This is a genomic window from Mesorhizobium sp. B1-1-6 (genome assembly GCF_006443035.1).
Classification (GTDB): domain Bacteria; phylum Pseudomonadota; class Alphaproteobacteria; order Rhizobiales; family Rhizobiaceae; genus Mesorhizobium.
In genome coordinates this window covers 212,499-235,026 of the sequence record NZ_VFWR01000002.1, presented here as the reverse complement: position 1 = coordinate 235,026, position 22,528 = coordinate 212,499, and the positions used below count along the sequence as shown (strand labels likewise).

Sequence of the window (22,528 nt, the reverse complement as noted above, 5' to 3'; positions counted from 1 at the left end):
GGCGCGGTCAGTTGTTTTCGGGATAGCCGGCGACAGAGGTGCGGGTGAGCTGCCAGTGGACTTCGGCGATGTCGGACGGCTTGAAGGCAAGCACGATCTGCCGGCTTCGGCGCGGGCCGCCGAGACCGGCGAAGTAGATCGATTCCTCGACCTCCGGCACCATCTCGGTGCAGGTGAACACCCAGCTGTCGGCCTGCTCGGCGGTCAGCACCAGGCGGTCATGCTCGTCCTGCAAAAGGTTGATGTCGGGATGGACGTGGAAGCGCACGGTGACGAAATCGCGGCCATTGTTGCGGATCGCCGCACCTCCAGGACGCTGGAAGCGGTCCCTGCCGGTCAGCACATTGCCGTTCGAGGACAGTTTCAGCTCGCGCTCGTGCAGGAAACCGAAGCGCTGGATATAGCCGTCATGGCGGGCGATGAAGCCTTGAACGCCCTTCTGGTCGATACGCTTGCACTGCACATGCTGCGGGCCGCCGATCAAAGGCGACCCCAGAAGATCGTTGATGCGCAGCGAATGGCTGAACCGCGCCGACGAGGTGTCGTTGATGGTGGCGGTCGAATGCGCGGCGGTGGCGCGGGCCAGGGGCCGGAATTCGGCGGCGCCATAGGTGTCGATGCCGGCATTGACGATGTAATGCTGGCGGCCCGACGACAGCTCGAACGCAAGGCAGCTGGCATGGGCGGCATTGGAGACGTGGACGGGCGGCGGCAGGCCGGTGTCGGCGATGACGGTGACGCCACCCATGGACAGCCGCTCATAGCCCGAATGCGGTGCATGCAGCAGCGGCGAGCCGGCGGTGTCGTCGTGGCGCAGGATGCTGGCGATGCGGTCATGGATGGTGGCGCCCATGCCGTTGAAGCGGGCGAGGCTGCCGTCCTGGTGGCGAAAGAAGCGCAGCGCCGGCAGCATCCTGTCGATGGCGCCGATCAGGGCCTGTGGCGGCGCTTCCGCCTGGTTGGCGTAGGTCTGCCGCAGCGGCAAAAGGTCGGCGAGGATTTCCAGCACCGCCATCGGGTTGCGCGAGATGTGGCCGCCATCGGGAAGGATCTGGCGGTCCAGTTCCTCGGCGAGGTTGCGGGTGGCGCCGCGCAGCGCCGATGCGGGCGCCGGCAGCGACAGGGCGGCGAAGGCGAGGGCGATGCGGGCGCGCAGCCTGTCCTTGCCGTCAGGCATTTCGCGCGCCATCGACCTGAGGTAGCGGATCTGGACGGCCAGCGATTTCAGGAAGGCGCGGTAGAACGGGAATTCAGCGCCTTGCAGCACGATCGAGGAATGCTGCAGCCAGGCGATAATGCGCTTGGCGGCCGTGCCGGGCTCCCAGGCAATGCCGGAAATGTTGTTTCCATGCGTGGCGATCCAGTCGGACACCAGCGCACGCGCATTGGCGGCGGCAAGCTCGGTGCCGGCGGCGCCCATGTGACGCAGCCAGCGAAAGCCATGCAGCGTCTTCTGCCAGCCGTAATTGGGAACGCTGATCTGGAAGGGCGACTTGCCGCCGGTCTCGACCATATGTCCCGACAAGGGATAACGGCCATAGTAGATCTCGAGCGCGATCTGCGGGTCGGCCAGCCGCAGGTCCGGCGGCGCGATCAGCACCCGTTCGGGCGTGCGGCCGGAATAGCGCCAGCGATAAACCGGTCCGGCACGCAGGCGCCGGCGCGTTTTGCGCCAAAACTCCTTCGCGACAAGCGCCCACAGACGCGTCGTGTTGCCGGCAGCAAGTGCCAAAACCCCTCCTGATCGTCCTCTATCCCAAGGGCAAGCTTATCTGATTCAACGATTCATGCGAAGGCGAATTCCCGCGAGCGGTGACGCTGCGCCTGGCTTGGCCGCGGATGCTCCCCAAAAAAGTCAGCAACTTCCTATGCTTAAACGCCTGAGCGGTTCAGCGCCCGATGGGCATCCATACTCCGCTCCAGATCCTTGTTCCACGCAATTCCGGACGGAGAATCGTCACGCAGCTTTCGTGGACTTGCCTTAGCTGGCGCGACGCATGCGCGCGGCGAAAAAGCCGTCGAGACCGGAACGTTGCGGCGAGCCGAGATCGAGGTCGGCAGGTGTGGTGCGCAGCGTGCCTTCCTGCGTCAGGAAGGGATCGATGCCGATGATCTCGCCGGTGCGAAGCGGGTCGGCAACGACGCCAGGCGTCGCGGCGAGGAAGCCACGATAAAGCTCCTCGCCTTCGAGTGGGTCGAGCGAACAGTTCGAAAAGACGATCCTTCCGCCCGGCTTAACCAGGGTGACGGCGCGCGCGAGCAGCCGGCGCTGGAGATCGGCGAGCTTCTCGACATCAGCCACAGTCTTGGTCCATGGCACGTCGGGATGCCGCCGCACTGTGCCGGTCGAGGAGCAGGGCGCGTCGAGGAGGACGGCGTCGAACAGCTCGTCCGGCTCGTACTGGAGGAGGTCGGCCTGCACGATATCCGCCGACAGGCGGAGGCGTTCGAGATTCTGCGCCAGCCGCGCCAGCCGGTTCTTCGAGGTGTCGATCGCGGTGACGCGTGCGCCGGCCACGATCAATTGGGCGGTCTTGCCGCCGGGCGCGGCGCAGAGATCGGCGACGCGAAGCCCGCCGACATCACCGAGCAACCGGGCAGGCAGGCCGGCTGCGGCATCCTGGACCCACCAGGCGCCTTCGGCGAAGCCAGGCAGTTCGGTGACCGGGCCGGCAAGCTTCTCCACCCGAATCGTGCCGGTCGGCAGGGCAATGCCGCCGAGCCTTTCGGCCCAGTGCTCCGGATCGGCCTTGACCGAGAAATCGACAGGGGCCTCCTGGCGGTGGGCGGCGAGTATCCGTCCGGCCTCGTCCACGCCATAGGCGGCCTTCAAACGGTCGGAAAACCATTTCGGCGCTTCGTCGGTGGTAGCAAGGGCCTCTGGAAGTTCAGCCTCCTTGATCCGCGCGAGCGTGCGCAGCACACCGTTGACCAGGCCGGCAAAGCGCAATGTGCGGGGATCGGACTTGGCATGGGTGACGGCGAGGTCGACCGCGGCGCTGTCGGGAATGTCGAGGAACAGGATCTGCGCGGCCGCCACATGCAAAATATGCGACAGCGCGGTGGCATTGGCCGGCAGCGGTTTTTCCAAACGCCGCGCCAGCAGCCCGGCAATGGTCATGCGATAGCGCAGCGCGGTGACCAGAATGGCGCGCACGAGACCGCGATCGCGCAGGTCCAGCGCCTTGTATTGCGGATGGCCGTTTTCATGGTCGGTCAGGCCGTCGAGCGGCGTCCTCGCATCGATGACGGCGGCCAGCAGCCGCGCAGCCGCCTTGCGGGCGGCAAGGCCGGCAACGAACTCGCCGTCCTTTTTGTGTTCCTGACCACCTGTGCGTCGAGGTGCTCTGCCCGCCGCGCTCACGACCACGGGCCCTTGGGCCCGGTCGGATTGCGACCCCATGGATTGGATTTGGGCTCTGCCGGCGGTTCCGGCGCGGCCGGCTTGCCCCACGGTCCTGCCGATTGCGGCTCGTCGGCCTGCGGCGGCACTGGCGCCTGGCGCTGCGGGGACCGCGATACACCACCGTCCATGCGCTGCGCCATCGCTTGCAGCGCGGCGATGCGGTTCTCGGTGCTCGGGTGGGTGGAGAACAGACTGTCCATGCGCTCGCCGTGCAGCGGGTTGATGATGAAGAGATGAGCCATCGCCGGGTTACGCTCGGCATCGGGATTGGGTATGCGTTCGGCGCCGCGGGCGATCTTGTCAAGCGCCGAGGCCAACCATAGCGGGTGTCCACAGATTTCGGCGCCGCGCCGGTCGGCCTCGTATTCGCGCGTGCGGCTGACCGCCATCTGCACGATCATCGCGGCAAACGGCGCCACGATCATCGCCGCCAGCACGCCGACAAAACCGAACGGGCTGTTGTTGTCGCGGTTGCCTCCGAGGAAGAAGGCGAAATTGCCAAGCATCGAGATGGCGCCGGCGAAGGTCGCGACGATCGTCATCGTCAAGGTGTCGCGGTGCTGGACGTGGGCGAGCTCGTGCGCCATCACCGCGGCCACTTCCTCATGCGTCAGCCGTTGCAAAAGGCCGGTGGAAGCGGCGACAGCCGCGTTCTGCGGGTTGCGGCCGGTGGCGAAGGCGTTGGGCTGCGGATTGTCGATCAGGTAGGTCCTGGGCATCGGCAGGCCTGCCTGCTCGGCCAGTGCCTGCACGATGGCGTAATATTCGGGCGCGTTCTTCTCGTCGACCTCGACGGAGCGGTTCATCGACAGCACCATCTTGTCGGCGTTCCAATAGCTGAACAGATTGGTGGCGGCGGCGATCAGGAAGGCGATCATCATGCCGCCCGTGCCGCCGATCAGGAAGCCGACGCCCATGAACAGCGCGGTCATCGCGGCAAGAAGCATGGCGGTGCGAAGTGTGTTCATCGTCTGCTCCCGTCCTGGTCGTGATGTAAGGGGGTCGATCCTCGTGGGCTCATCGCTATATGATGGGAAACGCCGGTACCCGTTTCAATCGGCCTGTTTCAATCCGCCGGAATATCGCATGAACGACGAGACCAGTAAAACACCTGCCACTGATGACGAAGCGCGGCTGAAGACGCTGACGCCCGCCGCCCGCCGCGCGCTTGAAGAGGCCGCGGCGCGGCGCGAGGACTACCGCCGCAAGGAAGCCGCGGTGCCGAAGGAAGTCGGCGGCCGCGGCGGCAAGGAGCCCGGCCGCTACGGCGACTGGGAGATCAAGGGCCTGACCAGCGATTTCTAATATGCCGGCCCAGCAAACAGCTCATTTGCCGGCAATCGGGTGTTTGACTGTCCCCACAGCCTAGAAGGCCGTTGCCGCCGCCCGCTGCGGCTCGAGCGCGATCCAGCCGCGCTCGTCGACGGTGACGCCGATGGCGTCGTAGCCAGCGATCGCGGCATGCTGCGTCGCCAGGGGATGTCGGTGCGTGGCGTTTATGACCATGACCGCTGCGCCCGCCGCCTCGGCCGCCGTGATGCCCGCCGGGGCATCCTCGAATACGAGGCAATCACGCGCATCGACGCCGAGCCGCGTTGCGCCGAGCTGAAAGCAGTCGGGCGCCGGCTTGCCGCGTGAAACATCTTCCGCCGCGATCAGCACGGCCGGGACGGGGATGCCGGCAGCCTTCATGCGCAAGAGCGCCAGTTCCCGCGGCGCCGAGGTTACGATCGCCCAGCGCTCCGGCGGGAGCGCGTTGAGAAACGCGGCGGCGCTGGCGATCTGAACGATGCCCTCCAGATCGGCGGCTTCGGCCTTGAGCAAGAGGTCGGCCTCATGCGCCGGATCGACGCCGGGGAGCGCCAGACCGGCGATCGTCTCGATCGCCCGCACGCCATGGATCGTCGGCAGGAAGGCGGCGACGTCGAGCCCTTGCCGCCGCGCCCAGTCGCTCCACACCCGTTCGGCCGAGGCAATGGAATTGATGAGCGTGCCGTCCATGTCGAAGAGGAAGGCGGCGAATTTTCTGCCTGCGTACATGATTTTCCTTGATTTCGGGGAGGTCTTTCGAGGGAGCGCCGATGGTAACGTCCCGGCGCCGGCATTGGAAGCCGCGCGGCCACCTTTTCGGCATTTCCCCTTTTCGGCCATTTCCCTTTTCGGCAAGTCCCCTTTTCCGCAAGTCAGGGAACCGCGATCCGCCTCCGGCGTTTCAACTTCGCTGCTTTTCCACGACCATCGAAGGGGGACGCGATGCTGATTCGGCTCGGCTACGAAATGGCCATTGAATGCGCTGGAGCCACGCCGGTGATTTCAATGCTCGAGATCCACAGGGACAGGCAGGCCGACATCAAGCGGCAGACGCGCATGCTGACGTCGCCCGCGGTTCCGACCAGGCTCTACAGCGATTTGCATGGCAATTCGTGCCGCCGCTTTACCGCACCCGCCGGCACTTTTCGCATCCTCTACGATGCCGTGGTCGAGGACAGCGGCGAGACGGACGAGGTCAACACGCTGGCACGCGAGGTGCCGGTGGCCGAGCTGCCCGACGAGGTGCTGTTTTATCTGCTGGGCAGCCGCTATTGCGAGACCGATCACCTGAGCCAGCTCGCCTGGGAGCTTTTCGGCCGTTTGCCGTCCGGCTGGGCGAGGGTGCAGGCGATCGTCGATTACGTCCACAACCGGCTGTCCTTCGGCTATGGCTATGCCCGCTCGACCCGCACCGCGGCGCAGGCGCATGAGGAGCAGGTCGGCGTCTGCCGAGACTTCGCCCATCTGGCGATCACGCTCTGCCGCTGCATGAACATTCCGGCACGCTATGTGAATGGCTATCTCGGCGACATCGGCGTGCCGGCCGATCCGGCGCCGATGGATTTCTCGGCCTGGATGGAAGTGTTTCTCGACGGCAAGTGGTACACGTTCGACCCCCGCCACAATGTTCCGAGGATCGGCCGCATCGTCATCGCGCGCGGACGCGATGCCACCGACGTGCCGTTGCTGCACAGTTTCGGGCCGCACCGGCTCAGCCTGTTCAAGGTATGGACCTACGAACAGGAGAACAATCTGTTCAACCCGCCCTACCACGCCATCGACAGGACGGTCACCGCGCAGATGCTGGCCTGATCCGGGTTTCCATGCATCCCCATACTGCCTCGCTCTGGCACAGGTGCCGCTGTGCCGCGGCGGGACACGGCCGCGCGCCCTGTGCCGCGACATGCAGGATCTTGGTAAGCGCTTCGTAAATGCCGCGCGAACGCAGCATTGGCGTTTACCGGCCATTCACCTTTCCATCCTTGAAAGCGAAGTAAAAACAAGAGTCTAGTCCCTGGTGCGCGGCCGCTGGCCGCGCCCGGCCGGAATCCTGCATCGATCCGCCCGGCGACGAGGCCGGGGCGAGCGGAGAGAGAACGATGCGGATTTTCGGGGGTCTTGTGGACGCGGCCGGCGACTTTGCCAGGCACCGCGGCGGGAATTTCGCCATCCTGTTCGGATTCGCCGCCTCGGTCTTGGTGCTGGGCGTCGGCTTCGCCGTCAACATCACCCAGCTCTACAACGCCAAATCGAGCCTGCAGAGCGTGGTCGACGCCGCGGTGACGTCGACGGCGCGGGACCTGACGACCGGCGTCATCAAGGAGGCCGATGCCAACAAATCGGTGCAGGCCTTCCTCGACGCCAACAGCACGGCCGGCATCCTGCAGGCCAACCAGATCGTGCTCGACAGGCTGACGGTCGACAGGACCGCCAGGACGGTGCAGGCGGAGGCCCATGCCGACGTCGCCTTCTATTTCCCGCTGTTCGGCACGCGCGACATGCAGCGCGTTCCCGCCTCGACGACAGCGCTCTATTCGGACAAGCAGATCGAGGTGGCCATGATGCTCGACATAACAGGCTCGATGGCGAAGCGGGGCAAGGTCGACAAGATCGGCGATCTGAAAGCAGCAGCGAAAAACGCCGTTCGGACGATGCTCCGGAACCAGGATCCGAAGAACCCCCGCATCCGCGTCGCGATTGTGCCTTACGCCTCCGGCGTGAACGCCGGCAAGCTGGCCGAAAACGTCTATGCCGAGAAGCCGGCGAGCTCTGAGCTGCCACCCGTGGCCGGCAGTTCGCTTCTCGTCGCCAAGACGGGCAAAACTCTTCTGCCGTCCTTCAGCGACTACATTTCCATTGTTGGCGCGGCGATGCCACGCCCCGATAATTGCGCCACGGAGCGCAAGGACAAAAACGGCGATGCGGATTTGACTGCCGACGGCCCAGATACGGTTCGCACGGACAAGAACGGCAAGAAGTACTACGCCCTGGTCAACCGGGATGATCATCTCGATGGCGGCGGAATGAACAAGTGCCCCGATGCGGAAGTGATCCCGCTGACCGCCGATTCCGGCGCATTGCTTGATTCGATCGACGACTTCCAGGCTGACGGTTATACCGCCGGCGCGATCGCCATTCAGTGGACCTACTATATGCTGTCGCCGCAATGGCGCGCTGCGATCAAGAATGCCGGCCTCGGCAACGGCGCCTCGGACGTCAACGCGAAGAAGATCGCCAAGGTCGCGATCCTGATGACCGATGGCCAGTTCAATACCGCCTTCGCCGGTGCCGGGGGCCGCTACAACAGCCAGGGCAATCTTGCGCGCGGCAACGCCGAAACGCTGTGCGGCAACATGAAAAATGACGGCATCGAGATTTTCACCATCGGCTTCGACCTGAACAACAAGGACATGTCGGCAACCGAGCGGGATCAGGCAAAGGCGGTGCTGAAGGACTGTTCGTCGAAAGATGCCTCCGCCGCTCAAAAACATTATTTCGAGGTGTCGACCGGGGTGGAATTGGACGCCGCCTTTCAGGAAATCATCCGCAACACCGAAAAGGTCGCGCTGACGCAGTAGGCCGCACAAGGAAAAGGCCGCCGCTTCTTTCGAAGCCGGCGGCCTTCCGTGTTTCCGTCCATGGCGCGGCTCCTGGCGGCAACCCGAGGGGTCGCCCGCCGCGCATCTCGCGCCTTAACGGGAAGACTGCTTCCCGAAAGTGCAATCCGCTGAGGCCACGTTCTGGAAAACGAAATCACTCGACATCGGATCACCTCCTTTCAGTTTGTTGAACACGCACTGATGATGGGGTGCGTTGCAGCAAAAGACAAGACGCCGGATGGAAAAAGACGTTTTTCCGGCTTGGCCGCGTCCTTTCGTGCAAGCGGGTTGCGGCCAGGGGTTCAAGCGGACAAGATCGGCCTACCGAATGCAGGGGGGACGGCATGGACGCTACCGAAAGAGCAGCACGCATCGTTCGCACGGTCGTCGAGGCGTTGAAGCCGGGCTTTGCCGTCAGGCTTTGGACCGGCGAGCGCATCGGTCCGGCCGGCGGCCCGGTGCTTGCCATCAACGACCAGGACATCGTCTGGCAACTGGCCCGCCGGCCAAATTTCTCGACGCTGGTCGAGATGTGGATTTCCAAGGCGGTCGACGTGGAGGAGGGGTCGCTGTTTGACCTCTACGCGCTGCCTTCACGAGGCAAGCTGCGGTTCAAGGCGCTGCCGAAGCTCGCGATCATGCGCGACCTGCCGGCCGTGCTGTTCTCGCGAAGGCAGATGACGCAACGCGCCGATCTCGCCGGGCAAAATCCCTTTGTCAGCGGCTCCAACAAGCAGGCGATCCAGCATCACTACGACATATCGAACGCCTTCTACCGGCTCTTCCTCGACGAGCGCATGGTCTACAGCTGCGGGTATTTCAAGGATTTCGCCAATGACATCGACCAGGCCCAGGCCGACAAGCTCGAGCATATCTGCCGCAAGCTCCGGCTGAAGCCCGGCGACCGCCTGCTCGATATCGGCTGCGGCTGGGGCGCGATGCTGATCCATGCGGCGAAGCATCATGGCGTCGTCGGCCATGGCGTCTCGTTGTCGGAGGCCCAGACCGGACTCGCCCGCGAACGCATTCGGGCCGAGGGGCTGGAGGACCGGATCACAATCGAGATAAAATCCTATGCCGAGCTCACCGGAAGCTTCGACAAGATATCCTCGATAGGCATGTTCGAGCATCTGGGGCTGGCCAACCACGCCGCCTACTTCTCGACCGTCCATCGCCTGCTCAAGCCGGGCGGCATCTATCTGCATCATGCCATCACCAGGCGCAGCAAGGGCAGCATGAAGAAGACCTTGCGCAAGGGCTCGGAATACAAGGCGCTGATCAAATACATCTTCCCGGGTGGCGAGATCGACACGATCGGCATGACGTGCGGCAATCTGGAAGCACACGGCTTCCTCGTCCACGACGTCGAGAATCTGCGCGAGCACTACGCCCGCACCTGCCGGCTGTGGGCAGAGCGCCTGCATGCGCGCTTCGACGAGGCCATCGCCGAAGTGGGAGAAGCCAAGGCGCGGCTGTGGCTGCTTTACCTGGCCGGCTGTTCGATCGCCTTCGATCGTGCCTCGGCGCAGATTTTCCAGACGGTCGCCACCAAGCGGACGCGGGGCCCGAGCGGCTTGCCGCCGACGCGGGCGGACCTTTACCGGTAATTCAGGCGAATCGCATCCCGTCGCCGACCTTGACGCTGGCCGCGCGGTCGACGGTGCAGTAGACGCCGAGATTGTGCGCGTTATGACGCACCAGATTGCGCAGGATCGCCGGATCGTCGTCGAAACCGTCCTGGGCGATGATGGTGAAGCCGCAGCGGCGGCACGGCTCGGAAATGGTCAACAGCAGGTCGCCGACGGCGAGTTTCCTGCCGATCCATTCGGTTTCGGGGAAAGTGCCTTCGACCGCCGCCATGTCGATGACGATGTTGGGACGAAAGCGGCGCGGATCGGGAGTGCCTTGCGGATGCAGCGCCTTCAGGCGCGCCAGGGAGGCGGTGGTCAACAGATGGATCGGCGCCTTGCGGTAGCGCGCCTCGGTCAACGGGCCGGAATAGGCCGGCGGAGCGTTCTCCAGGCCGAACGGACGGATCGAGGCCGGAAAGCCTAGATAGTCGGAAACGGCACGGTCGCTTTCGGCGCCGGGCGCCGCCAGCCAATCCGCGCCGGGAATCGCGATCTCGAGCCTGCGGTCGCCAGTCAGCCGGGTGCGGATGCGCGGCACCTTGTGCCACTTCGGCTCGCGATCGGGACGGGCGATCTCATTGTCGGAGGCATCGACCAGGCCGAACATCCGGTCGCCCTCGATGCTCTCGGTGCCGACCGCGATCGTCTCCAGGCGTTCGCCGGCGAGCGAACTCGCCGGATAGCGCCAGAGTTCGGCAACGCTGCCTATCGCGGCCATGGCCGGTGTCAGCCTTTCTTGTTCTGGCGGTTGGCGACGAGGTCGTCGACGACGGCCGGATCGGCGAGCGTCGAGGTATCGCCAAGGGCGCCGAAATCGTCCTCGGCAATCTTGCGCAGGATGCGCCGCATGATCTTGCCCGAGCGGGTCTTGGGCAGGCCGGGTGCGAACTGGATCTTGTCGGGCGTGGCAATGGCGCCGATCTCCTTGCGGACATGGGCGAGGAGCTCCTTGCGCAAGTCCTCGCTCGGCGTCTCGCCGGCCATCAGCGTGACGTAGCAGTAGATGCCCTGGCCCTTGATGTCGTGGGGATAACCGACGACGGCGGCTTCCGAAACCTTGTCGTGGCTGACCAATGCGGATTCGACCTCGGCCGTGCCCATGCGGTGGCCGGAGACGTTGATGACGTCATCGACCCGGCCGGTGATCCAGTAATAGCCGTCGGCATCGCGGCGGCAGCCGTCGCCGGTGAAGTACTTGCCCTTGTAGGTCGAAAAATAGGTCTGCACGAAGCGGTCGTGATCGCCATAGACGGTGCGCATCTGGCCGGGCCATGACTCGGTGATGCATAGATTGCCGTCGGCGGCTCCTTCAAGCACCTTGCCCTCGCCGTCGACCAGTTGCGGCTTGACACCGAAGAAGGGCCGCGTGGCCGAGCCAGCCTTGAGGTCGGTGGCGCCCGGCAGCGGCGTGATCATGATGCCGCCGGTCTCGGTCTGCCACCAGGTGTCGACGATCGGCACCTTGGCGTTGCCGACGACGTTGAAATACCACTCCCAGGCCTCCGGATTGATCGGTTCGCCGACCGACCCCAGCACGCGCAGCGATTTGCGCGACGCCTTTTTCACATGATTGTCGCCGGCGCCCATCAGGGCGCGCAGCGCCGTCGGCGCGGTGTAGAAGATGTTGACCTGATGCTTGTCGATGACTTCCCAGAAGCGCGACTGCGAGGGGTAGTTGGGCACGCCCTCGAACATCAGCGTGGTGGCGCCGTTGGCGAGCGGCCCGTAGACGATGTAGCTGTGGCCGGTGACCCAGCCGACATCGGCGGTGCACCAGTAGATGTCGCCATCATGATAGTCGAAGACATATTGGTGCGTCATCGAGACGTAGACGAGATAACCCGCCGTGGTGTGCAGCACGCCTTTCGGCTTGCCGGTCGAACCCGACGTATAGAGGATGAACAGCGGATCCTCCGCCTTCATCTTCTCCGGCTTGCACTCAGCCTTAACGGTCGCGGCCTCTTCGTGGTACCAGACGTCGCGGCCCGGCGCCCAGCCGATCTTGCCGCCGGTGCGGCGGACCACCACCACCTTTTCGACCCTGGTACCGGCTTTTGCCGCGATCTCGATTGCCTTGTCGGTGTTCTCCTTCAACGGGATCGGCTTGCCGCCGCGCAGGCCCTCGTCAGCGGTGATGACGATGGTCGACTTGCAATCGTCGATGCGGCCGGCGAGCGCGTCGGGCGAAAAGCCGCCGAAGACGACCGAGTGGATGGCGCCGATACGCGTGCAGGCGAGCATCGCATAGGCCGCTTCCGGGATCATGGGCATATAGAGGGTGACGCGGTCGCCCTTCTTGACGCCGTGCTTCTTCAGCACGTTGGCGAAGCGGCAGACATGCGCATAGAGCTCATTGTAGGTGATCTTGCGGTCGTCGTAGGGGTTGTCGCCTTCCCAGATGATGGCGGTCTGGTTGCCGCGCTTCTTCAGGTGGCGGTCGATGCAGTTGTAGGAAACATTGGTCTGGCCGTCCTCGAACCATTTGATGGAGACCTTGCCGTCGAAGGAGGCGTTGCTGACCTTGGAGAAGGGTTTGAACCAGTCGATGCGCTTGCCGTGCTTGCCCCAGAACCTGTCCGGATTCTTCACGCTGTCGGCGTACCATTTGAGATAGGTGTCGTTGTCGATCAGCGCATTCTTCTTCCAGGCCGGCTGAACGCGGTGGACATGAACCTCGGACATTTCCTGCTTTTCCTCCCGAAACTAACGCCGGCTTGAACCGCCAGCGGGATCGCGGCGACGCGGCCGCGAATTCGCGCGCATTATTAACAGTTCCGCGATGACGGCAACATTAGACGTTGGGTTTGCGCGGCGGGATGCCGCACATGGGCCCGCGGCCGCTGTCAGCACTTGCACCGGACCGCTGCTAACTTCATGTTTTCGCGTGCTAAAGCCAGTTTCGATCAAGAAAAAATCAATAGACGGTTAAGCAACCGCGCGCACAATCCATTGTTGGGAGGAAGGAGAATCAACCCGGGGAGCAAAAATGCGCGACCAGCTTGAAATGGACCTGATGCTGCGGGGCTATGGCCTGACCACGGCCAATATCCTTTATCATTTCCCAGACCATCCGCATCTCTTGCAGAGCTTCATATGGCAGGACTACGACATCGCGCCGAAGTTTCCTGTGCTGATCCGCTTCATCGAGTTCTGGAAGACCAAGCTCGAGGGGCCGCTGCATTCGGTCAGCTACACGCACCAGAAGCTCATCGCGCCCAACGAGTGGCGCAAGGTCGACGGCGAATTCGTGCTGCATTAGGGTCGCTGCTTCGAGGCCGTAAGGTCGGCACTCTACGGCGCCCCCCTCTGTCCTGCCGGACATCTCCCCCACGTGGGGGGAGATCGGCAGCTTTGCTAACAGCGCCATCCCTCCACGTTGGAAATTGGCGAAAGCCGAGGTGACATCCAATCTCCCCCCGTGGGGGAGATGTCCGGCAAGACAGAGGGGGGCGCTGCCCCGCTAACCTTCGGCTCTAGCGGTCGGACACGCTCAAACCGCCGGCGGGCTCAGCCGGGCGAAGGCCTCCTGGCGGCGGTAGGGAAAATAAGGGTAGGGCGCGGTGAGCTCGCTTGCCGCATCGAGCTTCCCGATCTGCTCCGGCGTCAACGTCCAGCCGACGGCGCCGAGGTTCTGGCGCAACTGCTCCTCGTTGCGGGCGCCGATGATGACGGACGACACGGTCGGGCGCTGCAACAGCCAGTTGATGGCGATCTGCGGCACGGTCCTGCCGGTCTCCTGCGCCACCGCATCGAGGGCCTCCATGACCCGGTAGAGATGCTCGTCCTCGACCGGCGGTCCGAAGCTCGCGGTGTCGTGCAGCCGGCTTTTCTCCGGCAGAGGCTGGCCGCGACGGATCTTGCCGGTCAGGCGGCCCCAGCCGAGCGGGCTCCAGACCAGCGCGCCGACGCCCTGGTCGAGGCCGAGCGGCATCAGCTCCCATTCATAGTCGCGGCCGACCAGCGAATAGTAGACCTGATGCGCGACATAGCGCGGATAGCCGTGCCTGTCGGCCAGCCCGAGCGACTTCATCACCTGCCAGCCGGAGAAATTGGAGACGCCGACATAGCGCAATTTGCCGGCGCGCACGAGGCCGTCCAGCGTCGACAGCACCTCCTCGATCGGCGTGCCGGCATCGAAGGCATGCAACTGCAACAGGTCGATGTAATCGGTGCCGAGCCGCTTCAGCGCGGCGTCGGCGGCCTTGATCAGCCGCGAACGCGAGGAACCATAGTCGGCCGGCCCGTCGCCCATCGGCAGCGAGGTCTTGGTCGAGATCAGCACGGCATCGCGCCGGCCCTTGATCGCCTCGCCGAGCACCTCTTCCGAGGCGCCGTTCGAATAGACATCGGCGGTGTCGAACAGATTGACGCCGGCCTCGAGGCAGATGTCGACCAGCCGCCGCGCTTCCCTGGCGTCGCTGTTGCCCCATGCGCCGAACAGCGGGCCGGAACCGCCGAAGGTTCCCGCTCCGAACGAGAGCACCGGCACTTTCAGGCCCGATGCGCCAAGATTTCGATAATCCATTTTCTTACTCCTTGTGATTTTGAAAGAAGTCGAATCGATCCGGCTTTGCCGGCGAGCTTCACGACCGGACGCAGACGGGCGCGCCGAGCGCGGTGCCGCGGCCGAGACGCAGGGCCAGTCCCGCCACGGCGAGTGCCGCGACCGGCAGCAGGGCGGCGACCCAGGTGAGCGAACCCAGGCCAAGACCTTGGGCAATGACCGCGCCGCCGAGCCAAGCGCCGGCGGCGTTGCCGAGGTTGAAGGCGGCGATGTTGAAGGACGAGGCGAGGCTCTGGCCAGCACCTTGGGCCTTTTCCAGCACCCACATCTGCAAAGGCGCCACGGTGGCGAAGGCGGCGGCGCCCAGCAGGCCGACATAGATCACGGCCAACACCTGGCTGTGGATAGCAAAGCTCATGGTCGCCAGAACCAGGGCGAGCACCACGAGGCTGCCGAGCACCGCCGGCACCAGCCAGCGGTCGGCGATCTTGCCGCCGGCGATATTGCCGGCGATGAGGCCGCCGCCGAAGACGAGCAGGATCGGCGAAACGGCCGCTTCCTTGAAGCCGCTGATCTCGGTCAGCAACGGGGCGATGTAGGTGAAGACGGCGAAGACGCCGGCATAGCCGAGCACGGTGATGGCGAAGCCGAGCAGGACGGGCGTGCGGCGCAGCACGGCGAGATCGGCGCGCAGGTCGCTCTTCTCGGGAGCTGTCCGATTGCGCGGCACCAATGCCAGGATGACGGCAAAGGCCGCGAGACCGACCGCGGTCACCGCCCAGAAGGTGGCGCGCCAGCCGAAAGCCTGGCCCAGCCAGGTGCCGAAGGGAACGCCGAGAATGTTGGCGATGGTCAGGCCGGTGAACATGAGCGCGATCGCCGACGCCTTCTTGTTGGGAGCGACCAATCCGGTGGCGACCACCGAGCCGACGCCGAAGAAGGTGCCATGGGCAAAGGCGGTGATGACGCGCGCGCCCATCAACGTCCAATAATCAGGCGCCAGCGCACAGGCCAGATTGCCAATGGTGAAGATCGCCATCAGCGCCAGAAGCACCGTCTTGCGCGGCCAGTTGCCGGTGGCGATCGTCAGCAGAGGTGCTCCGATGACGACGCCCAGCGCATAGCCGGAAATCAGTTGGCCGGCGGCCGAGATCGAGACGCCGAGATCTTTGCTGACGTCGATGAGCAGGCCCATGATGACGAATTCGGTGACGCCGATGCCGAAGGCGCCGGCGGCGAGAGCATAGAGAGCGAGAGGCATGATGTTTCCACTTCGGCGGTGACGGGCGCCCTGTCCAGGCCGCGCCCCGACCGGGAAGATCGTGTGGCCATGCGATGTGAACCAGACTTGCTCCAGGCATACTTTCTGTGAAATAGATTCACAGATGGCGAGATCCGACATCAACCGTTCCGGCGAGATCGAAGTGTTTGTGCGCGTCGTCGAGGCGGGCAGCTTTTCGGCGGCGGCACGTGCCTTGCGCATGACCCCGTCCGCGGTGAGCAAATTGATCGCGCGGCTGGAGGCCAGGCTCGGCGCGCGGCTGGTCACCCGCTCGACGCGCAAGCTGCAACTGACGCCGGAAGGCACTGCTTTCTACGACAGCGGCATGCGCATCCTCGCCGACATGGACGCGGCCGAGCGCGAGGCGGCCGCCGGGGCGGCGCCGCGCGGCCGGTTGAGGGTCAACAGCTACGTGCCGTTCGGCCACCACCGGCTGATGTCGCTGCTGCCTCGGTTTCTGGAGCGTTATCCCGAGATTTCCGTCGACGCCGTGCTGACAGACAGCGTGATCGACCTTCTGGAGGAGCGCGCCGATGTGGCGATACGCGCCGGGCCCTTGCGCGAGTCACGGCTGGTAGCGCGCAAACTGGGGCAGAGCCGGATGGTGCTGGTCGCGGCACCCTCCTATGTCGAAGCGCGTGGGACGCCGCGCACGCTGGCCGATCTCGGGCGTCACAATATGCTGGCCTTCGGCTTTGCGCGGCATATAGACGGCTGGCCTTTTGTCGATGCGGCAGGTGCGCCGGTCATCGTCCCGGTTGTCGGAAACGCAACGCTGACCGACGGCGAGGCGATGCGGCGGATCGCGCTGGCGGGAGGCGGAATCGCTAGGCTGGCGCGCTGGCATGTCCGGCCGGACATCGACGCCGGGGCATTCGTCCCGTTGCTGGAGGAATTCAACCCAGGCGACGAGGAGGCCACCCATGCCGTCTATGTCGGCCAGGGCAAGCATCTGCCTGCGCGGGTGCGGGCTTTTCTCGATTTTCTCTCGGAGGCCGTTCGCCTCTAGAGCAGTTCACCGTTTCGTGGAAACGGCGAACCGCTCTAACTCTTTGTTTTGACGCAATTCTGGACAGAAAACCGCACACACTTTTCTTGGAATTGCTCTAACTGAGAAGCCGCGTACCTAAGGCACGCGGCTTCGAAGCAAGCTCGAAAAGCGATCAGGCCTTCGGCACGAACGGCGCCGGCCGCCGGCCGGCCGCCTGCCGCTCCAGCATCCAGCCGGGATATTCGGCCGGCAGCGCGCTCACCTCGTCCAGTCTGGCGAGATCATCGGTATCAAGTTTGAGGTTCGTGGCGGCAAGGTTCTGTTCGAGCTGATCCATGCGGCTGGCGCCGATGATCACGCTCATCACGAAGGGCTTGGCCAGGACATAGCCTAGTGCCACGGTAGCGACGCTGACGTCATGCTTTTTGGCGATCTCGCGCATGACCGCGACCGCCGCCCAGGCGCGGTCCTCGTTGACCGGTGGGAAGTTGAAGGAGGCGCGGCGGCCCTGGCCATTGCCGGGCGCACCAGGGCCGTATTTGCCGGACAGCAGGCCGCCGGCCATCGGCGACCAGACCATCAGACCGAGCTTCTCCTCGTTGATCAGCGGCACGATCTCGCGCTCGAGATCACGACCGGCGATCGAGTAATAGGACTGGATGGTCTCGAAGCGGGCAAAGCCCTTGCGGTCGGCTATGCCAAGCGCCTTGGCGATGCGCCAGGCCTGCCAGTTGGATACGCCGACATAGCGGACCTTGCCGCTGGCGACGAGATCGTCCAGTGCCCTGAGCGTCTCATCGATCGGCGTCACCGCGTCGGTTCCGTGCAACTGATAGAGATCGATATGATCGAGCTGCAGCCGTTCCAGGCTGGCATCGACCGAGTCCATGATGTGGCCGCGCGAGGAGCCGCGCTGGTTCGGGCCTTCGCCCATGGCGCCGTGAACCTTGGTGGCGACGACCACGCTCGACCTGTCAACGCCGAGATCCCTGAGCGACTGGCCGAGCAGGCGCTCGGATTCGCCGAAGGAATAGACATCGGCCGTGTCGAAGAAATTGACCCCGGCGGCGAGCGAGCGGCCGACGATCTCGTTGACGCCTTTCTGGTCGAGACTGGCGATCAGGCCCCATTGGGCATTCTGGCCGGCTGCACCGAAGGTCATGGTGCCGAGGCAGAGTTCGGAGACGAACAGGCCGGTATTTCCAAGCTGGTTGTAACGCATGGCGAAGGCTCCAAAGATTTGTGATGACACAGATCAAATAGGAACGGTACGTTTCGTTTCTAGCGCTGGCGTAATCAGCCGGTAGAACTGGACCATCTTGCCGGTGACAGAAACTTGTCAGAGATGGACCGCTCGGATCATTGTGTTCGGGCGGCGATTGACCTCCTCGACAAACTCGTCATCCCAGACGGGGCCGGAGAGAAGATATTGCGCAAGGGAGGGCTTTGCGCCAACCTACCGTTCGTAGTCCTCAACCGCTAGCACCACGGCAGATGGCTGCCCTCGCACCGTAATGGTTTGCGGCCCTTTTTCGCGCGACTGTCTTACCAGCTTCGAGAGGTTGTTTCTTGCGTCCCGCAGCTGCCAGCTCAAGAAGACTACTCCTCGCTTAACTCGCAAGATGTGTTCAGTTCGTCTGTGTATCATGGGCTTAGAACTCACAGACGACAGGGCCAACCCAGGGCGGACGGCTTTATCGACTGCCGAAGATCGCCGAACCGACCCTGACACTGGTGGCGCCGAAGGCGATGGCCGTCTCGTAATCGCCGGACATGCCCATCGACAGTTTGGCGACGCCTGCCTCCCGCGCCAATTTTTCCAGCAGGGCGAAATGCGGGCCGGGGTTCTCGTCCGCCGGCGGGATGCACATCAGGCCTTCGATGGCGAGGCCGTGGACATCGCGGCAGCGGGCGACGAAGGTCACGGCGTCGCGCGGCTCGATGCCGGCCTTCTGCGGCTCGGAGCCGGTGTTGACCTGGACGTAGAGCTTTGGTGCCCGGCCTTGTCGGGCGATCTCCTTGGCGAGTTCGGCGGCGATCTTCTCGCGATCGACCGTCTCGATGACGTCGAACAGCGCCACGGCTTCCCTGGCTTTGTTCGATTGCAGCGGTCCGATCAGATGCAGTTCGACATCGGGGAAAGCCTCTTTCAGCGCCGGCCACTTGCCCTGCGCTTCCTGCACCCGGTTCTCGCCGAAGACGCGCTGGCCGGCCTCGATGACGGGCCTGATGTCGGCGGCGTCAAAGGTCTTGGAAACGGCGACCAGCGTCACCGCGCCAGCGTCGCGCCGGGCTTCGCGCTCGGCGGCGGCGATCTGCGCCTTGACCGCGAAAAACTGCTGAACGGCATCGTCCATGTCCAAATCCCGCTGTTTTGACCGCGTTTTTTCCAGACGCGATACCCATATGGTTGACGGGTTTGCCAAACCATGGTGAACACCCGGACCACATCCAATGGACTGCCGAGCTGTCGCCCGCAGTCCGCATGCTTTTTAAGTGAAAAACGTCCCATGGCAACCGAACGATACAATCCGCGCGCGTCAGAGCCCAAATGGCAGAAGGCCTGGGCCGACAGGAAGCTGTTCGAGGCGCACAACGATGATCCGCGCCCGAAATACTACGTGCTGGAGATGTTCCCGTATCCGTCGGGACGCATCCATATCGGGCATACGCGCAACTATACGATGGGCGACGTGGTGGCGCGCTACAAGCGGGCCAAGGGTTTCAACGTACTGCATCCGATGGGCTGGGACGCCTTCGGCATGCCGGCCGAGAACGCGGCGATGCAGAACAAGGTCCATCCCAAGGAATGGACCTATCAGAATATTGCCACCATGCGCGAGCAGCTCAAGGTCATGGGCCTGTCGCTGGACTGGGCGCGCGAATTCGCGACCTGCGATGTCGACTACTACCACCGCCAGCAGATGCTGTTCCTCGACTTTGTCGAGAAAGGCCTGGTGACGCGCAAATCCTCGAAGGTCAATTGGGATCCGGAGGACATGACGGTGCTCGCCAACGAGCAGGTCATCGACGGGCGCGGCTGGCGCTCGGGCGCGCTGGTCGAACAGCGCGAGCTGACGCAATGGTTCTTCAGGATAACCGACTTTGCGCAGGATCTCCTGGATTCGCTCGATCGCCTCGACGAATGGCCCGAGAAGGTCAAGCTGATGCAGCACAATTGGATCGGCCGTTCGGAAGGCCTGCTGATCCGCTGGCCGCTGGCGGCTCCCGTCGCCGGCGAGCAAGAGCTGGAAGTCTATACGACCAGGCCCGACACCATCTTCGGCGCCTCCTTCATGGCGGTCGCCGCCGACCATCCGCTGGCCCGGAAGGCCGCCGAGACCAATCCGGCGCTGGCGAGCTTTATTGACGAAGTCCGCCATATGGGCACTTCGGTGGCGGCGCTGGAGACGGCCGAGAAGAAGGGCTTCGACACCGGCATCCGCGTCGTGCATCCGTTCGACGAGAACTGGACGCTGCCGGTCTACGTCGCCAATTTCGTGCTGATGGACTACGGCACCGGCGCCATCTTCGGCTGCCCGTCCGGCGACCAGCGCGACCTCGACTTCGCCAACAAATACGGCCTGCCGGTGATCCCGGTGGTGATGCCGGAAGGGGCTGAGCCCAAGACCTTCCAGGTCATCGAGGAAGCCTATGTCGACGACGGCGTGATGATCAATTCGCGCTTCCTCGATGGCATGAAGCCGGAGCGGGCGTTCGACGAGGTGGCGAAGCTGCTGGAGCAGAAGACGATCGGCAACCGGCCGATGGCCGAGCGCAAGGTCAACTTCCGCCTGCGCGACTGGGGCATTTCGCGCCAGCGCTACTGGGGCTGCCCGATCCCGATGATCCATTGCGAGGATTGCGGCGTGGTGCCGGTGCCGAAGGCAGACCTGCCGGTGAAGCTGCCCGACGATGTCGAGTTCGACCGCCCAGGCAACCCGCTGGACCGCCACCCGACCTGGCGGCACGTCAAATGCCCGCAATGCGGCAAGGATGCGCGGCGCGAAACCGACACGATGGACACGTTCGTCGATTCGTCCTGGTATTTCGCCCGCTTCACCGCGCCCTGGGCGAACGAGCCGACCGACCCGAAGGCGGCGAACGAGTGGCTGGCCGTCGACCAGTATATCGGCGGCATCGAGCACGCGATCCTGCATCTGCTCTATTCGCGCTTCTTCACCCGGGCCATGCGCGAGACCGGCCATCTCGACCTGGCCGAGCCGTTCAAGGGCCTGTTCACGCAAGGCATGGTGGTGCACGAGACCTATCGCGTGGGATCGGCATCGAACGGGCGCTGGCTGGCGCCGACCGAGGTGCGGCTGGAGGACGTCGACGGCAAGCGCCGCGCCGTCGAGATCGCCACGGGCGAGACGGCGGAGATCGGCTCCCTGGAAAAGATGTCGAAGTCGAAGAAGAACACGGTCAGCCCGGAAGACATCACCGACGGCTACGGCGCCGACACCGCGCGCTGGTTCATGCTGTCGGATTCGCCGCCCGAACGCGACGTCGAATGGACCGACGATGGCGCCGCCGGCGCGCATCGCTTCATGCAGCGCATCTGGCGCCTGGTCTCGACCGCGGCCGAATCGCTGGCCGGCATCGCACCCATAGCGGGCGGTGGCGGTGAAGCCGGGGCGGTTTCCAAGGCCACGCACAAGATCCTGAAAGCGGTCGGCGAGGACATCGAGAAACTCGCATTCAACCGCGCCATCGCCCGCATCTATGAACTCGCCAACGTGCTGACCACGCCGCTCAATGACGTGGCCGAAGGCAAGGCCGATACCGCGCTCAAAGGCGCCTGCCGGGAGGCCGTGGAGGTGCTCGTGCACCTGATCGCGCCGATCATGCCGCATCTGGCCGAGGAATGCTGGGAGGCGCTCGGCGGTGCCGATCTGGTCGCCGAACGGCCGTGGCCGATCTTCGACCCGGCGCTGGTCGTTGACAATGAGGTCACCTATCCGGTCCAGGTCAACGGCAAGAAGCGCGGGGATTTGACAATTGCCCGCGACGCGGACCAAGGTGCGGTCGAAAAAGCCGTGCTCGCTCTCGACTTCGTGCAGAAGGCGCTCGAAGGCAAGGCTCCGCGCAAGGTGATCATCGTGCCGCAGAGGATCGTCAATGTCGTTGCCTGATCGGGAAAAGACAGAGCTGAGCCGTTTGCTGCGCCGTGCCGCGCTTGCCGGCCTTGTCGGCTCGCTTGCGCTCGTTTCGGCCTGCCAGGTGCGGCCGCTCTACTCGAGCGCGCCGCTGTCGACCGGCTCGAGCGCCAATGCCGAACTGGCGTCGATCGCCATCAAACCGGTCAGGACGCGTTACGGCCAGCAGGTGCGCAACAATTTGATCTTCGGATTTGGGCGCGGCGCCGGCGAACCGGCATCGCCGGCCTACTCGCTCGACCTCGGCGTGACCGAAGCCGTTGAATCCTCGGCGCTCGTGCAGGTCGGAACCGACCAGGACGAGCCGACCGCCGGTTCGGTGACGCTGACCGCCGGCTACAGGCTGACCGATGCCAAAACCGGGGCGGTGATCGCGACCGGCAAGCGGGCGATCACTTCGTCCTTCGACAGGCCGCGCCAGGAATTCGCCGCGTACCGGGCACAGATCGATGCCGAGAACCGCGCCGCGCGCGAGCTTGCCAACGCGCTGCAACTGTCCATCGCCCAGGATCTCGCACGGCACGGCAAGACGGCCGGTTAGCGCCGCTCTCCGTTTCATGGTGGCATAACAATCTGGTGCCTGAAGGCCGCCTTTGCCACGGCTCCGGAGCCGGTTCTCCGTTCGCCTTTAGCCGAAGCGCGCGG

Annotated in this window: 19 protein-coding genes; 8 read left to right on the top strand and 11 right to left on the bottom strand. The window is 64.4% G+C overall.

Annotation, left to right across the window (positions count from 1 at the left end; translation table 11 throughout):
- Window positions 1–7 precede the first annotated feature (7 nt).
- The 3 genes from FJ979_RS04745 to htpX all read right to left on the bottom strand — a co-directional run bounded on the left by FJ979_RS04745 (window position 8) and on the right by htpX (window position 4,374).
- Window positions 8–1,732, bottom strand: a complete 1,725-nt coding sequence (locus FJ979_RS04745) for a heparinase II/III family protein (RefSeq protein WP_140580154.1) — start codon at window positions 1,730–1,732, stop codon at window positions 8–10.
- Between the two features lie 249 nt (window positions 1,733–1,981).
- The gene (locus FJ979_RS04740; protein ID WP_246679273.1) at window positions 1,982–3,364 is read right to left on the bottom strand and encodes an RsmB/NOP family class I SAM-dependent RNA methyltransferase; all 1,383 of its coding nucleotides are present in this window, start codon (window positions 3,362–3,364) and stop codon (window positions 1,982–1,984) included.
- A complete protein-coding gene (htpX, locus tag FJ979_RS04735; protein ID WP_140580152.1) occupies window positions 3,361–4,374 on the bottom strand; it encodes a zinc metalloprotease HtpX in 1,014 nt (337 codons plus the stop codon). The genes FJ979_RS04740 and htpX overlap by 4 nt, the downstream gene beginning before the upstream one ends.
- Window positions 4,375–4,492: 118 nt before the next feature.
- On the opposite strand from htpX, the gene FJ979_RS04730 reads away from it, so the two are divergent.
- Complete coding sequence (locus FJ979_RS04730) at window positions 4,493–4,711, top strand: DUF1674 domain-containing protein (protein ID WP_140518225.1); 219 nt, start codon at window positions 4,493–4,495, stop codon at window positions 4,709–4,711.
- A 60-nt stretch (window positions 4,712–4,771) separates the two neighbouring features.
- Here FJ979_RS04730 and FJ979_RS04725 read toward each other — a convergent pair whose 3' ends face one another.
- Window positions 4,772–5,446, bottom strand: coding sequence for an HAD-IA family hydrolase (locus FJ979_RS04725; RefSeq protein WP_140580151.1), 675 nt, complete (start codon window positions 5,444–5,446; stop codon window positions 4,772–4,774).
- A gap of 213 nt (window positions 5,447–5,659) precedes the next feature.
- On the opposite strand from FJ979_RS04725, the gene FJ979_RS04720 reads away from it, so the two are divergent.
- From FJ979_RS04720 to FJ979_RS04710, 3 genes are all read left to right on the top strand, one after another.
- On the top strand, window positions 5,660–6,529 hold the full coding sequence (locus FJ979_RS04720; protein ID WP_140524987.1) for a transglutaminase family protein: 870 nt from the start codon (window positions 5,660–5,662) through the stop codon (window positions 6,527–6,529).
- 287 nt (window positions 6,530–6,816) lie between these two features.
- Window positions 6,817–8,295 carry a TadE/TadG family type IV pilus assembly protein gene (locus FJ979_RS04715; RefSeq protein ID WP_140580150.1) on the top strand — a complete coding sequence of 493 codons (1,479 nt, stop codon included), beginning with the start codon at window positions 6,817–6,819 and terminating at the stop codon, window positions 8,293–8,295.
- A 365-nt stretch (window positions 8,296–8,660) separates the two neighbouring features.
- The gene (locus tag FJ979_RS04710; RefSeq protein ID WP_140492912.1) at window positions 8,661–9,923 is read left to right on the top strand and encodes a cyclopropane-fatty-acyl-phospholipid synthase family protein; all 1,263 of its coding nucleotides are present in this window, start codon (window positions 8,661–8,663) and stop codon (window positions 9,921–9,923) included.
- A gap of 1 nt (window position 9,924) precedes the next feature.
- On the opposite strand, the gene FJ979_RS04705 is transcribed toward FJ979_RS04710, so the two are convergent.
- Both FJ979_RS04705 and acs read right to left on the bottom strand, forming a co-directional pair.
- A complete protein-coding gene (locus FJ979_RS04705; protein ID WP_140492915.1) occupies window positions 9,925–10,665 on the bottom strand; it encodes an MOSC domain-containing protein in 741 nt (246 codons plus the stop codon).
- 8 nt (window positions 10,666–10,673) lie between these two features.
- On the bottom strand, window positions 10,674–12,629 hold the full coding sequence (gene acs, locus FJ979_RS04700) for an acetate--CoA ligase (protein WP_140580149.1): 1,956 nt from the start codon (window positions 12,627–12,629) through the stop codon (window positions 10,674–10,676).
- A gap of 304 nt (window positions 12,630–12,933) precedes the next feature.
- Here acs and FJ979_RS04695 point away from each other — a divergent pair, with 304 nt between their 5' ends.
- Complete coding sequence (locus FJ979_RS04695) at window positions 12,934–13,206, top strand: usg protein (protein WP_140492921.1); 273 nt, start codon at window positions 12,934–12,936, stop codon at window positions 13,204–13,206.
- Between the two features lie 231 nt (window positions 13,207–13,437).
- On the opposite strand, the gene FJ979_RS04690 is transcribed toward FJ979_RS04695, so the two are convergent.
- Window positions 13,438–14,472 (bottom strand): aldo/keto reductase, encoded by a 1,035-nt coding sequence (locus FJ979_RS04690; RefSeq protein ID WP_140580148.1) that lies wholly within the window; start codon window positions 14,470–14,472, stop codon window positions 13,438–13,440.
- A gap of 58 nt (window positions 14,473–14,530) precedes the next feature.
- Complete coding sequence (locus FJ979_RS04685) at window positions 14,531–15,712, bottom strand: MFS transporter (RefSeq protein WP_140580147.1); 1,182 nt, start codon at window positions 15,710–15,712, stop codon at window positions 14,531–14,533.
- A 124-nt stretch (window positions 15,713–15,836) separates the two neighbouring features.
- Here FJ979_RS04685 and FJ979_RS04680 point away from each other — a divergent pair, with 124 nt between their 5' ends.
- Entirely contained in the window at window positions 15,837–16,742 is a 906-nt protein-coding gene (locus FJ979_RS04680; protein WP_140580146.1) for a LysR family transcriptional regulator, read from the top strand.
- Between the two features lie 154 nt (window positions 16,743–16,896).
- Here the strand turns inward: FJ979_RS04680 and FJ979_RS04675 are convergent, their stop codons facing one another.
- From FJ979_RS04675 to FJ979_RS04665, 3 genes are all read right to left on the bottom strand, one after another.
- On the bottom strand, window positions 16,897–17,946 hold the full coding sequence (locus tag FJ979_RS04675) for an aldo/keto reductase (RefSeq protein WP_140524993.1): 1,050 nt from the start codon (window positions 17,944–17,946) through the stop codon (window positions 16,897–16,899).
- A gap of 234 nt (window positions 17,947–18,180) precedes the next feature.
- Window positions 18,181–18,372 (bottom strand): type II toxin-antitoxin system Phd/YefM family antitoxin, encoded by a 192-nt coding sequence (locus tag FJ979_RS33430; protein WP_348640413.1) that lies wholly within the window; start codon window positions 18,370–18,372, stop codon window positions 18,181–18,183.
- 46 nt (window positions 18,373–18,418) lie between these two features.
- The gene (locus FJ979_RS04665; protein ID WP_140524995.1) at window positions 18,419–19,081 is read right to left on the bottom strand and encodes a YggS family pyridoxal phosphate-dependent enzyme; all 663 of its coding nucleotides are present in this window, start codon (window positions 19,079–19,081) and stop codon (window positions 18,419–18,421) included.
- 153 nt (window positions 19,082–19,234) lie between these two features.
- Here FJ979_RS04665 and leuS point away from each other — a divergent pair, with 153 nt between their 5' ends.
- Together leuS and lptE are read left to right on the top strand one after the other, a co-directional pair.
- Entirely contained in the window at window positions 19,235–21,859 is a 2,625-nt protein-coding gene (leuS, locus tag FJ979_RS04660) for a leucine--tRNA ligase (RefSeq protein ID WP_140524996.1), read from the top strand.
- On the top strand, window positions 21,846–22,424 hold the full coding sequence (lptE, locus tag FJ979_RS04655; RefSeq protein WP_140518239.1) for an LPS assembly lipoprotein LptE: 579 nt from the start codon (window positions 21,846–21,848) through the stop codon (window positions 22,422–22,424). Before leuS ends, lptE begins: the two co-directional genes overlap by 14 nt.
- Window positions 22,425–22,528 lie beyond the last annotated feature (104 nt).

Coding starts and splice junctions, on each gene's coding strand:
- FJ979_RS04685 (WP_140580147.1), bottom strand. CDS start 15,712: ATGCCTCTCGCTCTCTATGCTCTCGCCGCCGGCGCCTTCGGCATCGGC.
- FJ979_RS04730 (WP_140518225.1), top strand. CDS start 4,493: ATGAACGACGAGACCAGTAAAACACCTGCCACTGATGACGAAGCGCGG.
- lptE (WP_140518239.1), top strand. CDS start 21,846: ATGTCGTTGCCTGATCGGGAAAAGACAGAGCTGAGCCGTTTGCTGCGC.
- FJ979_RS04665 (WP_140524995.1), bottom strand. CDS start 19,081: ATGGACGATGCCGTTCAGCAGTTTTTCGCGGTCAAGGCGCAGATCGCC.
- htpX (WP_140580152.1), bottom strand. CDS start 4,374: ATGAACACACTTCGCACCGCCATGCTTCTTGCCGCGATGACCGCGCTG.
- FJ979_RS04715 (WP_140580150.1), top strand. CDS start 6,817: ATGCGGATTTTCGGGGGTCTTGTGGACGCGGCCGGCGACTTTGCCAGG.
- FJ979_RS04695 (WP_140492921.1), top strand. CDS start 12,934: ATGCGCGACCAGCTTGAAATGGACCTGATGCTGCGGGGCTATGGCCTG.
- FJ979_RS04705 (WP_140492915.1), bottom strand. CDS start 10,665: ATGGCCGCGATAGGCAGCGTTGCCGAACTCTGGCGCTATCCGGCGAGT.
- FJ979_RS04720 (WP_140524987.1), top strand. CDS start 5,660: ATGCTGATTCGGCTCGGCTACGAAATGGCCATTGAATGCGCTGGAGCC.
- FJ979_RS04725 (WP_140580151.1), bottom strand. CDS start 5,446: ATGTACGCAGGCAGAAAATTCGCCGCCTTCCTCTTCGACATGGACGGC.
- FJ979_RS04690 (WP_140580148.1), bottom strand. CDS start 14,472: ATGGATTATCGAAATCTTGGCGCATCGGGCCTGAAAGTGCCGGTGCTC.
- leuS (WP_140524996.1), top strand. CDS start 19,235: ATGGCAACCGAACGATACAATCCGCGCGCGTCAGAGCCCAAATGGCAG.
- FJ979_RS33430 (WP_348640413.1), bottom strand. CDS start 18,372: ATGATACACAGACGAACTGAACACATCTTGCGAGTTAAGCGAGGAGTA.
- FJ979_RS04675 (WP_140524993.1), bottom strand. CDS start 17,946: ATGCGTTACAACCAGCTTGGAAATACCGGCCTGTTCGTCTCCGAACTC.
- FJ979_RS04710 (WP_140492912.1), top strand. CDS start 8,661: ATGGACGCTACCGAAAGAGCAGCACGCATCGTTCGCACGGTCGTCGAG.
- FJ979_RS04680 (WP_140580146.1), top strand. CDS start 15,837: ATGGCGAGATCCGACATCAACCGTTCCGGCGAGATCGAAGTGTTTGTG.
- acs (WP_140580149.1), bottom strand. CDS start 12,629: ATGTCCGAGGTTCATGTCCACCGCGTTCAGCCGGCCTGGAAGAAGAAT.